General features: G+C 62.0%; 10 protein-coding genes. 3 read left to right on the top strand and 7 right to left on the bottom strand.

All coding sequences use genetic code 11. The features are described 5' to 3' along the window. Positions 1-3: 3 nt before the first annotated feature. Entirely contained in the window at positions 4-1,899 is a 1,896-nt protein-coding gene (malQ, locus tag C5J26_RS16455; RefSeq protein ID WP_172724482.1) for a 4-alpha-glucanotransferase, read from the bottom strand. A gap of 194 nt (positions 1,900-2,093) precedes the next feature. On the opposite strand from malQ, the gene C5J26_RS16450 reads away from it, so the two are divergent. Beyond that, positions 2,094-3,005 (top strand): NAD(P)/FAD-dependent oxidoreductase, encoded by a 912-nt coding sequence (locus tag C5J26_RS16450; RefSeq protein ID WP_105402728.1) that lies wholly within the window; start codon positions 2,094-2,096, stop codon positions 3,003-3,005. A gap of 9 nt (positions 3,006-3,014) precedes the next feature. Here the strand turns inward: C5J26_RS16450 and C5J26_RS16445 are convergent, their stop codons facing one another. From C5J26_RS16445 to C5J26_RS16425, 5 genes are all read right to left on the bottom strand, one after another. Beyond that, positions 3,015-3,932, bottom strand: a complete 918-nt coding sequence (locus tag C5J26_RS16445) for an SMP-30/gluconolactonase/LRE family protein (protein WP_105402727.1) — start codon at positions 3,930-3,932, stop codon at positions 3,015-3,017. Between the two features lie 24 nt (positions 3,933-3,956). Next, positions 3,957-4,904 carry an ABC transporter permease gene (locus C5J26_RS16440; protein ID WP_105402726.1) on the bottom strand — a complete coding sequence of 316 codons (948 nt, stop codon included), beginning with the start codon at positions 4,902-4,904 and terminating at the stop codon, positions 3,957-3,959. Further along, entirely contained in the window at positions 4,901-5,842 is a 942-nt protein-coding gene (locus tag C5J26_RS16435) for an ABC transporter permease (protein ID WP_105402725.1), read from the bottom strand. Before C5J26_RS16435 ends, C5J26_RS16440 begins: the two co-directional genes overlap by 4 nt. Then, on the bottom strand, positions 5,839-7,302 hold the full coding sequence (locus C5J26_RS16430; protein ID WP_105402724.1) for a sugar ABC transporter ATP-binding protein: 1,464 nt from the start codon (positions 7,300-7,302) through the stop codon (positions 5,839-5,841). Before C5J26_RS16430 ends, C5J26_RS16435 begins: the two co-directional genes overlap by 4 nt. 93 nt (positions 7,303-7,395) lie before the next feature. Next, positions 7,396-8,412 carry an ABC transporter substrate-binding protein gene (locus tag C5J26_RS16425; protein ID WP_105402723.1) on the bottom strand — a complete coding sequence of 339 codons (1,017 nt, stop codon included), beginning with the start codon at positions 8,410-8,412 and terminating at the stop codon, positions 7,396-7,398. 237 nt (positions 8,413-8,649) lie between these two features. Here C5J26_RS16425 and C5J26_RS16420 point away from each other — a divergent pair, with 237 nt between their 5' ends. Together C5J26_RS16420 and C5J26_RS16415 are read left to right on the top strand one after the other, a co-directional pair. Beyond that, positions 8,650-9,888 (top strand): GAF domain-containing sensor histidine kinase, encoded by a 1,239-nt coding sequence (locus C5J26_RS16420; RefSeq protein WP_105402802.1) that lies wholly within the window; start codon positions 8,650-8,652, stop codon positions 9,886-9,888. Continuing rightward, positions 9,885-10,601, top strand: coding sequence for a response regulator transcription factor (locus C5J26_RS16415; protein ID WP_105402722.1), 717 nt, complete (start codon positions 9,885-9,887; stop codon positions 10,599-10,601). The genes C5J26_RS16420 and C5J26_RS16415 overlap by 4 nt, the downstream gene beginning before the upstream one ends. Positions 10,602-10,827: 226 nt before the next feature. Here C5J26_RS16415 and C5J26_RS16410 read toward each other — a convergent pair whose 3' ends face one another. Then, positions 10,828-13,968: an efflux RND transporter permease subunit gene (locus C5J26_RS16410; RefSeq protein ID WP_105402721.1), complete on the bottom strand. Its 3,141-nt coding sequence runs from the start codon at positions 13,966-13,968 to the stop codon at positions 10,828-10,830. Between the last annotated feature and the right edge of the window lies 1 nt (position 13,969).

Below are 13,969 nucleotides of genomic sequence, written 5' to 3'. Positions count from 1 at the left end.
CCCTCATCTCCGGATCGATTGCGTACGCACCTGTACCTGGCCGGATCGACCTGCGCGTGTAGGGCGACGTTCCTCGCCGACCGCGACGATGATGGGATAGGTATCGGCCAGCCCGGCCAGTTCCTCGACGGTTATCGATAGTTTGGGTGTCCAGTTCGGGTAGGTGTCACTGGTCCCTGGCACGTTGGTGGGCTGTTTTTCGTCCGTCACATCGGCCAATCGCACGGCCACGAGCAACGAAGGCGTCTTGGCGATGAAGCGGTGCGCCATGACCGCCAGTGCCGGAATGTCATTCTCGCGTGCCGTCGTTTCGCTCATCGACGCGACTGGGAGTCCGGCCGTCTTGAATGCCCGCAGAACCTGTCGTCGTTCCCGCTTCCGGTCCCTGATCTGCTGGCGGCCAGCATCGCCGGAAACGAGCCCGTGGCTGATGCGCATCTCGACGTCTACCGCCTTCCACCATCCGGCAAATGTCTGGTGATCATGGGTCGACACACAGGCAAGCGCAAGGGACGGATAATCCTCGGGCAGCTTGAACCCACTCTTCGTCTGCTCGTAGGAGATTATCCGATAAGAGAGAATATTCGCCGCTGTCAATTGGGCTTGCAACCCCTTCGGCAGGTTACCGAGGTCCTCTCCGATCACCACGCAACGGTATCTCTCAGACAACGCCGCCAGAGTGGCGATCAACGACCGCTGAGGGTAGCCGACATAGGCTCCCTGGTCGGGTCCGTCCTCCGCGGGCACCAGAAATAGCCGGCGCAGGGCGGCGGCGTGATCGATGCGGACAGCACCGGCATATCGCATGACCGCGGACATCAGCTTTTCGAACGGTGACGGCTCGCCTTCGGCAATCGCCGAGGGATGAAACGCCGCCAGCTGCCAGTCCTGCCCACCGGCGGCCATCGGGTCCGGTGGGCTGCCGATGCTCGCTCCCTGGACATAAATCTGGCGGTTGCTCCAGGTCCCGGAGCCATCGAGCGCTTCGCCAACCGCGACATCGAGGTACAGCCCTATACGCATCCCCAGTTCCTGCGCGTGATCGGCAGCCTCCGAGAGCTGCCGATGCGCCAGCCATTGAAGCCATATGTGAAACGCGACCTCGTCAGCGTGTTCTTCTTCGAAGCGCGACACGGCCTCGCTTTTCGGATCACGGTATTGTTCCGGCCAGCGGTGCCAGCCCGCCTCTCCGCCCGAAACGACCTGGGCCTCGGAAATGGCTTCGAACAGCGCATGAAGGCGGAGATCGTCGCCGCCGTCGCGACGGAACTCCGAGAATTCGCGAGCGGCGGCGCTCTTTTCACTTCGCAAATCCCGCGAACTCCGCCAGATTTTGCGCAGAACATCGAGCTTCATGCGCGCCACCCGTCGGTAATTCACCAAGGGCAGGAGCCGTAATTGCGCGATCTCGTCCTGCACTTGCCGGGACGCGGCAAAACCCTCGACCCCGTCAACGGCGATATAGAGCGGATTGAGGAAACGACGGTTGGAAGGCTCATAGGGGCTGCATCGGTCGGGTGCGGCAAGGAAAGGGGCGTGGAGAGGATTGAGGCCGACAAAGTCGGCCCCCCAGGCCCTTGCCAGACCGACGACCGACCGGAGGTCGGCGAAATCGCCGATCCCCCAGTTCCGTCCCGACCTCAGTTCGTAAAGCTGGCACGACAGCCCCCAGACGCGATCGGTGCGCGCGAAATCCGGGAGGAAGCATTTCGGGAGATGGGAAACGAGCTCACGGGACTGGGTAGCCGGAAGCGCCTTCAATGCCGACAGGATTTTGTGCCGACCGGTCTCCGAGACCGGCACCTCCTCGCCGCTTGGCGAGGGCCGTTTTGCCTCCACCCCGTATTGGTTCGCGAGCTCATCCTGTTCCTTCGGGGCCTTCGATCCGCCTCTTCTCATCGGACTGACTTCCAATGCCATGATCCCTCGATCTGATCCATCGCGTTCCCTTTCTCCCAGCTCTCGTGCAGATCACGAAGCAAGAGCCATGGAACTATCGCGGCGCCCAGGTGTTCCGGCGGGCGAGCGAATAACGGGCTGGCCCGTGCCGCGGAACTGGAAAACGCCGATGGGTGAGTGCTTGAGCATCCTTGATGTTTTATGATTGCGCGGTCATCGGCGGTGGTCCGGCGGGGCTGACCGCCGCCATCTATCTTGCCCGTTTCCATCTCAAGGTGATCGTGCTCGATGATCGGCGCGGACGAGCGGTCACGATCCCGATGACCCGCAACCACGCCGGTTATCCGGACGGGATATCCGGATGGGAGCTGGTCGAACGGATGCGAAGTCAGGCTACGCGCTATGGCGCAGAGTTTCTCTCGACGGAAGTCCTAGCTTTGGAGAAGAGCACAGACGGCTTTGTCGTCTCAAGCAAAAGTCAGGTCATCGAGGCTAAAACGGCTCTTCTGGCAACAGGTGTCATCAATCACAGACCGCCTATGCCCGTTCACATGCACGATGAGGCCCTAGCCAAAGGCTTCATTCGCTATTGCCCTGTTTGCGATGGTTTCGAGGTCACGGATCAGGCCGTCGGAGTTATCGGAACCGGCGAACACGGTTTCAGGGAGGCGCTGTTTCTCCGGAGCTATACCACGGATGTTTCCCTGATCTCGCTTGATGATCGTCATAACCTGTCGGAAAACCAGACGGAGGTCCTGATGCGGCACGGCATCAAGATAGTGACCGGCCCCGTCAAAGCTTACGCTTTGCACGCCGATTCAATCACCGTCGAAGTCCCGGCCGGAGCGCTGAGCTATTCGGCCGTCTATCCGGCATTGGGCACCGAGGTGCGCTCGGGCCTTGCGAGATCGCTGGGGGCGGACTGTAGCGAAGAAGGGTGTGTTGAGGTGGACCGCCATCAGCGAACCACCGTGAGCGGCCTCTACGCAGCCGGAGACGTCGTGCAGGGCCTGGATCAGATCAGCCATGCCATGGGTCAGGCTTCTGTCGCTGCGACAGCTATCCGGAACGACCTGTCCGTGCAAAATCCCTTATTCCGTTCCTGACCGGCGCAATCAGCCCAATGCCGCGCCGTTGGTCGCCACGAATACGGAATAGAGCGATTTGGTGGCGGTGATGAAAAGCCGGTTCCTGCGCGGGCCGCCGAAGGTGAGGTTCGCAACCGTCTGCGGCACGAGGATCTTGCCGAGCAGCACTCCGTCGGGCGAGAAGCAATGCACGCCATCGCCGGCGCTCGTCCAGACATTTCCCTTCATATCGACACGGAAACCATCCGGCAGGCCATTGTCCAGGCTGCAGAAAATCCGGTCATTGGAAAGACGCCTGCCGTCGACGACATCGAACACCCGGATGTGCCGCGGCGCCTTGATGTCGTGGCTGGAGGCGGAGTCGGCGACATAGAGTCTTGTTTCGTCCGGTGAGAAGGCAAGGCCGTTCGGCTGCCCGAAATCGGTGACGGCCGCCTCAAGGTCGCCGCTCACCGGATCAAGGCGGTAGACGTTGCGTGTATCCTGCTCCGGCTCGGCCCGGTAACCTTCGTAATCGGACTTGATGCCGTAGGTCGGATCGGTGAACCAGACGCTGCCGTCCGAGCGCACGACGACGTCGTTCGGCGAGTTTAGGCGCTTGCCCTGGTAGCGGTCGGCCAGAATAGTGATCGAACCGTCGATCTCGGTACGTGTCACGCGTCTGCCGCCGTGCTCACAGGAAACCAGCCGGCCCTGACGGTCGCGCGTATTGCCGTTGACGAAATTCGATGGCGAGCGGAACACCGAAACACCGCCGTCCGGCGCCCAGCGCATCATGCGCTGGTTCGGGATGTCGCTCCAGATCAGGCAATTCAGGTCCGCGAACCAGACCGGTCCCTCAGCCCAGCGGCAGTCGGAATAAAGTTCCTCGAGTGCTGCGCTGCCGACGATCAGCTGCCGGAAGGCCTCGTCGTGAATCTCGTAGATGGAGGTTTTCTGCGGCATGGGAATGTGTCCGATTGGAGTTGTTCATCGGTTGGCTTGACGGCCGCCGGCGATGAGAATGACGGCGATGATGATGAGGCCGGTGAGGATGAGGCGGAACCCGGCGCCGAAGCCATAGGTGTTGAGCATCGACACGACAAGGAACATGAAGAGCGAGGCGCCCCATATGCCCGGAATGTTGGAATTGCCGCCCGCGACGGCAGTACCGCCAATCACGACGACGGCAATCGACGTGAGCAGGTATTCGGAACCCATATTGAGTGCAGCACCTCCGGAGAAGCTCGCAAGCAAGTAGCCGCAGATCGAGGCGAGGACGGCGCAAAGAATGTAGGTGACGAGCCGCGTGCCATCGACCGGGATTCCCGTCATGCGGGCAGCAAACGTGCTTTGGCCGATCGCCGAGATCCACCGGCCATAGATCGTCTTTTCGAGCAGCACCCAGGCGATGACGGAGAGGATGAGCGCGACGATGGCGATGTTGGGGACGCCGAACAGGTTGGATGTGGTGAAGATCGCCAATATCTCCGGGGGCTTGATGCGCAGGCCGCGGTTCGTCCAGATCGCCGTCGACTGGATGATGAAGCTCATGGACAGCGTCGCGATGATCGGCGGAATGCGCAGCAGCTTGATAAGCACGTAGTTGCCGATACCGATCCCGAAGCCTAGCAGGATCGAAACCAGCAGGCCGACGACGATCATGCCGTCCTCAACGTCCATCAGCTTTAGCGCCAGCGTGCCCGAAAGCGTCATCGTGGCAGGCACGGAGAGGTCGATATTGCCGGGGCCGAGCGTGATGACGAACATCTGGCCAAGCCCGACGATGACGGAGAAGGCCGCGAAAGTGAGAGCCGCCTGCGACAGGCCGAGCGAGCTTGCTCCGCCGGTGAAGAGGACGGTGACGATCCATACGGCAATCGTGGCCGCGAAAGACCAGATCCAGGGTTTGGAGAAGAGAAGGCGTGCGCCGTTCATCGGCTCTTCTCCCGCTTTTCCAGCCGGTTGAGGAGGAGGCGCAGCCCCAGCACGACGATGAGGATCGCTCCCTGAGCGCCGATCTGCCAGTCGGGGGGAATGCGCATGAAGGACAGGAACGAACCGGCGAGCGTCAAGGTCAACGCCCCGATGACGGCGCCGATCGGCGAGACCTTGCCGCCGACGAACTCGCCGCCGCCGAGGATGACACCCGCGATCGACAGCAACGTATAGCGCAGAGCGATATTGGCGTCAGCCGAAGTCGTGAGGCCGACGAGCGCGATGCCGGACAGCACAGCGAAGAAACCGGCCAGCGCATAGGTTCCCGCACGGATGCGGATGACCGACCAACCGGCGCGTTCGACCGAGCGGACGTTTCCGCCGACGCCGCGGATCAGCACCCCGACGGAGGAGCGCATGATGACGAAATGGGTGACCAGCGCGATGACGATGCTGGCAACGATCGCCATCGGCACAAAGGGTGGCCGGGAGGTCATCAGCCAGCGAGCCCAGCCCGGAGCTTCGCCGCCCGGAGACGGCAGCATGAGGACCGCAAGCCCACCCCAGACGAAGCTCATGCCGAGGGTCACGACGATCGAGGGCAGTTCTCGAACGTGGATGACAACGCCGATCACGGCGTAGGCCGCAATAGCGCCAAGGAAAATCAGCACTCCGATCGCCGGGGAGGCCTGCAGGAACGTCGCCGTCACGCAGGCGCAGAAGCTGACGAAGGCGCCCATCGACAGGTCGAGGTCGTTGACCGCCATGATAAGCATCTGCGCCACCGTCGCGAGTGCGATCGGCACGGCGAGATTGAAGAGCAGGTTCAGGCCGGTATAGCTCATGGCGCGCGGCTGCATGTAGAAGACGGCGGCGAGCAGCAGTGCCAGCGACGCGGCAGGGATGACAAGGCGGATCGTGCCGGTGGATATCCTCATGCCGCTTCGCCTCCGCTGAAGGAGGCTTCAAGCACATTCTTCTCGGTGATCTCGTCGCCTGCGAGCTCGGCGACGATCGCTCCTTCCCGGAAGACATAGACCCGGTCGCACAGACGTATCTCGTCCATTTCCGTCGAATACCAGATGAAGGTGCGGCCGCCTGCCGCTTCAGAGCGGAGGATGTCATACACTTCCTGCTTGGTGCCGACATCGACGCCGCGCATCGGATCGTCCATCAGCACGATCCTCGCGCTCGTCGCCAATGCGCGGGCGAACAGCACTTTCTGCTGGTTGCCGCCGGAGAGCGACAGGATGCGGTTTTTCATTTCCGGCGTGCGGATCTCGATGCGCTTCTTCCAGCCGTCGCCGAGCGCGCCTTCGCGGTCATGGTCGACGATGGTCCGGGAGGAAAAATCGCCGAGCGAGGCGACGCTGAGGTTCTTCAGGATGCTCCAGAGCGGGAATATGCCGTTCAGGCTGCGGTCGCCGGCGACGAAGGCGATCTCCTTGCGGCGGGCCGGCCACCAGTTGCCGTTGCGGGAAAGATAGAGGTCGAGAAGCGTTTCCGTCTGGCCATGGCCTCCGAGACCGGCAAGGCCGATCATCTCGCCGCGATGGGCTTCGAAGGCAAGACCGTGACCCCGTCGCGGTGGCATGGCAAGCACCGGCGCGCCGCTGCGCTTGTCGCCCATGCGCTGCCACTCCTTTTCTCGCGCCACATTGCCCATCGCTTCGACGAGGCTGCGTTTGCTGAACTCCGAGGCGGAGCGGTCGGCGACGACCCGGCCATCCTTCATCACCACGATGCGGTCCGAGGTGGAGAGGATTTCGCCAAGGATGTGCGAGATCAACAGGACCGCACCTCCCTTGCCGACGAACCTCCGGATATAGGCCATCAGCTGCGCTGCCAGCCCTGCGTCGAGCGAGGATGTCGGTTCGTCGAGAATGACGAGTTTCGGCTTCCGGTTCAGCCCGGCGAAACTGACGGCGATCTCGACCATCTGTCGCTCGGCGATCGAAAGGTCATCGACCGTGCTGTCGCAGTCGATGCCGTGGCCGGGGAAAATATCCTGCAATTGCAGTCTGACGAGGGTGCCCGCCCTGCTGCGCCAGTTCCAGCCGGCGAGTTCCGCGTGCATGATGCGGGCGTTCTCATTGACGGTTAGGTTGGGGCAAAGCGACAGTTCCTGGAAGACGCAGCGAACGCCATTGGCTCGCGCGGTCGAAATGCCGTGCTGGGTGCTGACGCCGCCATAGCTGATTTCGCCAGCATGCGGGTTCAAGCCGCCGTTGATGACGTTGACGATCGTGGATTTGCCGGCGCCGTTATGTCCGACCAATCCGACGCATTCGCCGGCATGGATGACAAGGTCGGCGCCGTCCAGTGCCTTCACGGCGCCGAAGGTTACCTTGATGCCGCGGGCGGCAACGACCTCTTGTCTTGTTGTCACTTCATTCATGCGAAACACGTCGTCGACAGTTCGGGAGGCGGTCGGGCACGGATCGGGACACGGCGCGCAACGGCGCCGCATCCTGTCTTGGGGAGGATCAGCTTACTTGGCTGCGCTGATGACTTTCTGGGCGTCTTCCAGCGAATACTCGACGTTGGCGACGCCACCCTTCTGGGTGCCGGCGAGATTGGTTTCGAGATTGCCCTGGTCGATGCGCAGGAAGGGCACGACAAGGTCCTTCTTGACCTGCTTGCCATCGAGGATCTGCTGGGCCACCCAGAAGGCGAGCGTCGAAACGCCGGGAGCGATGGAGACGGACATCGTCTCGTAGCCGTTCTTGTCCTTCTGCTGTTTCCACCAGACGAGTTCGTCCTCGCGGTTGCCCATGACGATGGTTGGAGTGGGACGATTGGCGGCAGCGAACGCCTGGGCCGCGCCATAACCGTCGCCGCCCTGGGTTACGACGGCGGTGATTTCCGGAAGGCTCGGAAGGATGCCAGCGACAGCGCGCTGCGCGACGTCCTGCGCCCAGTCGCCGTTGACGGCACCGACGACCTTGAACTGCGGGTTTTTCCGGACGCCAGCCTGGATGCCCGCATGGATTTCGTCATCGACCGAAACCCCTGCAAGACCGCGAATCTCGAGCAGGTTCCCACCCTTCGGCAGCTTCTTGGCGAGATATTCGACCTGGCTTTCGCCCATCGCCTTGAAATCCACCGCGATGCGCCAGGCGCACGGCTCGGTCACGATGCCGTCGAAGGACACGACGGTGATGCCGGCGTTACAGGCTTCCTTGACGGCGCCATTGAGCGCGGTCGGCGACGCTGCGTTGATGACGATCGCGTCATAGCCCTGCAGGATCATGTTCTGGATCTGGGCGGCCTGCTCGGTCGCCTGGTTCTCGGCCGTCGTGAACGGATCGGCGGCAGCGACGATCTTCTTGGAGACGGCTTCCTTGGTGATCTTGTCCCAGCTTGTCAGCATGGCCTGACGCCAGGAATTGCCGGCATAATTGTTGGAAAGGGCGATCTTTTTGCCCGAAGTATCGGCCAGGGCGGAGACCGGCCCGGCAACGCATGCGATAGCGACAGATGCGAAAAGCATCTTCCTGATGATCATGATTTCCTCCCTAGAGTTCTCGACGGGTTCTTCGGGCCGCTCCTCAACGGTTGTCCGAAGATAGTGATTGCGCTGAGCCCCGTTTGCTCAGTAAAGCGAGCATGGAGGAGAAATCAGATGTTGTATAGGCGCATACAAGCAACCTCTCTGCGGGTATTCGCGCAAAATTTGCGGGTTCCCGCAAGACAAGAGCAGCAGCGAGGCGTCTAATAATTGGAGGACTGGAGGATGTCCGTCATGCTCAATCCGGCGCCAAATGCGTTATTTGACCGCTATCTCGGAATTTCCCGGCTGCTGGCAGGCCAGCTCGATTTCAATTCGATCATCCAGGCGGTGGCGGCTGAGATCAGCCATATCATTCCGCACGATCATCTCGACGTATGCATCAAGATGCTGGACGGGAAATACCACATCGCCTACGAGAGCGGGCTTGCGACCGCCTGGAGCCAGCAACCCCCGGCGCTGCTGACCGGCAGCCCGATCCGTACGCTCCTGTCCGGCGAGGTGGATTTCCTGCTTTCACCGGATGCTTGTGCCGATCCGCGCTTTCATTTCGACGGCGCGTTTTCGAGCCCGATAATCGAACTGTCCCTGAGAAGCCGGCTACATGTGCCGCTCAAGGTCCAGGGTGATATCATCGGTGCCCTGAGCTGCTCCAGCCATCAGCACGACAAGTACTCGATGGAGGACGTCGAGAACGCCCGCTCGATCGCCGACCTTTTGGCACCTTATTTCTTTGCGCTGAGGGCTGCCGAACAGGCCAAACGCTCGGCGATCGTCGAGACGGAGGCCCGCGCCCGCGAAGAGGGATTGCGGCTGGGTGCGCTAAAGCTGACCGAGGCGCTGGAGGCCGAACGGCAGCGGATCGGCATGGACCTTCACGACCAGACGCTCGCCGACCTGACACGGCTCGCGCGGCGCATGGAGCGGCTTTCAGGACTTCCGGACTTGCATGGGGATGCTCTCGAACCGCTCTGCCGCACCCTCCAGCAGTGCATGCACGACCTTCGCCAGATCATCGAGGAGGCCAAGCCGACCGTGCTGCAGCTTTTCGGCGTGGCGGAGGCGATCGAGAACCACCTGGAACGCTCGGTACGCGAAAGCGGCCTGCCCGTCGCCTGGCGGATGGTCGACGAGACGGGTGGAGCATTGCTCGACCTCGACAGGACCGTGGCGACCGCGCTGTTCCGCATTGTCCAGGAGGCGGTCAACAACGCGATCCGTCATGGGCAACCGAAGACGATCCTGGTGCATCTGCGTATCCAGGGCGACGCGCTGTCGATCGAGATCAGCGACGACGGGAGCGGCCTGCGCAACGCCCGCGACAAGGCGGGGCACGGGATAGGCAATATGAAGACGCGAGCGCGGCTGATCTCGGCAAAATTCGAGATCGGCGCCAATCCCGGCGGGTGTGGCACGACCGCCAAGGTCCTGCTGTCGATGGAACGCCGGCATGTTGCGGAGAGGTTGGCATGAAAGTCTTGATCATTGAGGACGATCCGCTGCACCGGTCCTACCTGCACGAAGCGGTGCGGGCAGCATTGCCGGAATGCGACACGGTCCTGGAGGCGGAAAACGGCCATGCCGGTGAGGTGCAGGCGCGCCAATCCCAGGCCGAGCACGTGGTCATGGACCTGCAGATGAGCGAGCGTAACGGCATCGAGGCGGCCCGCACCATCTGGCGCGAACGGCCGGATACCAAGATCCTGTTCTGGTCGAACTATTCCGATGAGGCCTATGTGCGTGGCGTGGCGCGTATCGTTCCGGAAGGTGCGACATACGGATACGTGCTGAAATCCACCTCCGACGAACGGTTGAAGCTCGCATTGCGCGGCGTCTTCATTGAATCGCAATGCGTTATCGACCGCGAGGTCCGGGGCATCCAGCAGAAAAGCCTCGGTACTGCGCATGGCCTGAGCGACGCGGAATACGAAATCCTGGTGGATGTGGCGCTCGGCCTGACCGACAAGGCGATAGCCCAGCGGAAAAAGCTCTCGTTGCGAAGCGTCCAGAACCGCCTTCAGCAGCTCTATGAAAAACTGGACCTCTACGAGGAGCCCGGCAATGGGCCAGAGGGCTGGTACAATCTTCGCATGCGCGCGGTCGCCGTCGCCCTGCTCCGCAAGGTACTGAATGCCAGCGCGCTCGAAAGGGGCGAGCGGGAATTGCGCAGCGCGCGCGGGAATTAGGCATCGGGGCTGAATTGTCTATCACAGCACGGCAGTTCTGCGATCAACCGATTCCGCGTCGTGAGCGGATCGGCACGTTTGCTCCTGCACGACCAGGCGTGAACTCTCTACATGGTGAACCGCCTCGAGAGAAAAAGCAGGAGGACAAGCGGCCCTCCAAGAAGGGCCGCCATCATGATGGCGGATAGAAGAAACCTGCCGAAGAGGCGGAACACGGTTTTGCGGGTCATGGCTGTGCCGATTTCGGCGAGTGAAATTCGTTTTCGCTGGCCGCATGCGTCCGCACCCTCCCCGCAATCCAAAGCGTCAGACTGTCGATGTAGGAGAGGATGACGGGCACCACAATCAGGGTCAGGAGCGTAGAACTGACAAGGCCGCCGATGACGGCATGGGCCATCGGCGCCCGTTGTGCGCCGCCGCCACCGGCTGCCAGCGCGAGCGGGATCATCCCGGCGATCATCGCGAGCGATGTCATGATGATCGGGCGGAACCGTACGGCGCCTGCATTGACGAGCGCCTCGCTGAGGGTCGAACCCTGCCGGCGCTCGCGGTTGGCGAAGTCGACCAGCAGGATGCCGTTCTTGGTCACGAGCCCCATCAGCATGATGAAGCCGATCATCGAGAACATGTTGATGGTACTTCCCGCGACCATGAGGCCAAGGAGCACGCCGACCAGCGACAGGGGAAGTGCAGCCATGATGGCGATCGGCTGTGTGAAGCTTCCAAACTGCGACGCCAACACGACATAGATGAAGATCACCGCCATGGTCAGCGCCTTGAACATCCCGCCTGTCGCGTCCTGGATGTCCTCGGAATCGCCGCCGAATTTTATCCGGTAGCCAGTCGGCAAATCTTGCTTGGCTACCATGGCCTCCAGTTCGGCTGTGACATCCCCCGCGGCTCGGCCGGATATGTCCGCCGAAATCAGGATCTCCCTGGACATGTCGAGACGACGGATCTCGGAGGCCGCCGGGACGACCGCAATGTCCGCGACCTGATCCAGCCGGACCATGCGTGGGCTGCCGCTTGCGTCATCACCCGGGACCTTGATCATCAACTCGCCGATAGCGGCAGCGTTGGTGCGCTGGTCGCGGGGAAGGCGGGCGACAACGTCGTAGGTTTCTCCGCGCCTATCGGTCCAGGTGGAAACGTCTTCGCCGCCGATCAGCGGCGAGAGCATTCCGGCCAGTTCGGCGATACCGATGCCCAGATCGCTCGCCTGCTCGCGCTTGAGCCGGACGGACAGGATGGAATTTTCCTCGCCAGCGCTCGAATTGATGTCCACCATGCCGGGCATCCCGCGCATGCCGGTGGTCAGATCCGCCGCGATCTTTTCCAGTACCCGCTGATCGTCACCCAGGACGCTCAGTTGGATCGGACTGGCGCCTCCGCCCAGGCCCTCCTGGACGATGGCGATCTTGATCCCCGGTATGACGGAGAGACGTTCCCGGACGGGACCCGCGATGGCGGCGGGCGCCCGTTTGCGCTGCTCCAGCGGCACGAGGCTGACGAGAATGGCGGCTTTGTGTTTGCCCATGGCGCTGCCGGTATTGATTGTCGAGTAGATCGAAGCAACTTCCGGAAACTCATGCAGCGCCTTCTCGATCTGCCCGACCTTGGTGCGCGTGTAGTCCAACGAAGAACCGGCCGGCGTCGTCACGTTGATCTGGAATCGACCTTCGTCCGCATTGGGAACGAATTCGACACCCATCAGCGGCACCATCAAAATGCTGCCGACGAAGATGCCGCCAGTCAGGCCGAGCGTGACCAAACGATGTCGCAGCGTCCAGCGGATGATCCCTCGATAGCGCGAGGCGAGCCTTTCGAACCCGGCATCGAAGCGCGCAATCAGCCGTCCGACCGGTCCGCGCCTTGCGCCGGGCTCGGCATCGGGATCATGCCAGACACTGGAAAGCATCGGGTCGAGGGTGAAGGCGACGAACAGCGAGATCAGCACGGCAGCGGAAACTGTGACGCCGAATTCGTAGAAGAAACGGCCAACCATGCCTTCCATGAACGCGACGGGCAGGAAGACGGCGACGATCGTGGCGGTCGTCGCCGTCACGGCGAGCCCGATTTCGTTGGTGCCATCGAGAGCCGCCTTCAAATGCGACTTGCCCATGTGCAGATGGCGCATGATGTTCTCGCGCACCACGATCGCGTCATCGACAAGAATGCCGATCGAGAGCGTCAACGCCAGCAGGCTGAGCATATTGAGCGTGAAGCCGAGAAAATCGATGACTGCGAGCGTGCCAATCATGGCGATCGGAAGCGTCAACCCGGTGATCACGGTGCTTCGCCATGAGTTGAGGAACAGGAAAACGATGGCGACCGACAATGCCGCTCCCTCGATCAGTGTCGATTGCACCTGGCCGAGCGATTCCTGAATGGGGGTCGAGGCATCCGTGATGATTTGAAGCCGAACGTTTTGGGCGCCCAGTTCGGCGTTCAGCTGAGCGAGCCGCTTGCGCACATCGCTCACCACCTGCACGGTATTGGCATCCCGGACCTTGACGATAGCGACGGCGAGCGCTGTTTCGCCGTTATAGATCGCCCGGCTTTCCGGATCCGCCGCGCCATCCCTTACGGTGGCAACATCGCGGAGATAGACAGCCCCGTCGCCGCGGCGGGCAACGATCATATCCAGAAAGTCCTTCGGCTCCGCAATCCGTCCCTGCACCTGAATGGTACGGTCCGTAATACCGCCGATCACGTTTCCGGCGGACCTGTTCCGGTTGGTGGTCCGGAGGGCCTCGATGATCTCGTCGATGCCGATGCCCAACGCGCGCATTCGCGTCTCGTCGATGCTGATGTCGACCTGCCGTTTCTGACCGCCGATCAGCGTCGCCTGCCCCACCCCGGCTATCGTCGTCAGTTGGCGCAACACGCGCTGGTCGGCGATGGTGGTGAGTTCCGGCATTTCGAGGGAGGGCGAACTGATCGCCACCGAAAGTATCGGTTCGTCCGATGGATTGAACCGCGCCACGACAGGCTTGTCGGCTTCCTCCGGGAGGTCTGCTTCGAGGGCTGCTATCTTGTCGCGGACGTCCTGTGCTGCCGTCGTGCTCTCCACCTCCAGCTTGAACTGGGCGATGACGACCGACCGTCCTTCGTAGGAGGTCGACGTGATCTCATCGAGGCCGCTGATCGTATTGAGCGCCTCCTCGACCGGCCTGGTCACCTCCGTCTCGATGGTTTCGGGCGTCGCACCCGGGTAGGTCGTCGTGACCACGACAACCGGAACGTCGACATTCGGAAATTGGTCGACGCCGAGGCGCTCGTAAGAAAACGCGCCCAGCACAAGCAGCACCACCATCATCATGGTGGCGAAGACGGGATGAGCGATCGAAATGCGGGTGAGAAACATG

Origin of the sequence: Neorhizobium sp. T7_12 (assembly GCF_002968535.1) — a bacterium.
GTDB lineage: Bacteria > Pseudomonadota > Alphaproteobacteria > Rhizobiales > Rhizobiaceae > Neorhizobium > Neorhizobium tomejilense.
This window is presented reverse-complemented; position numbering and strand designations above follow the sequence as displayed.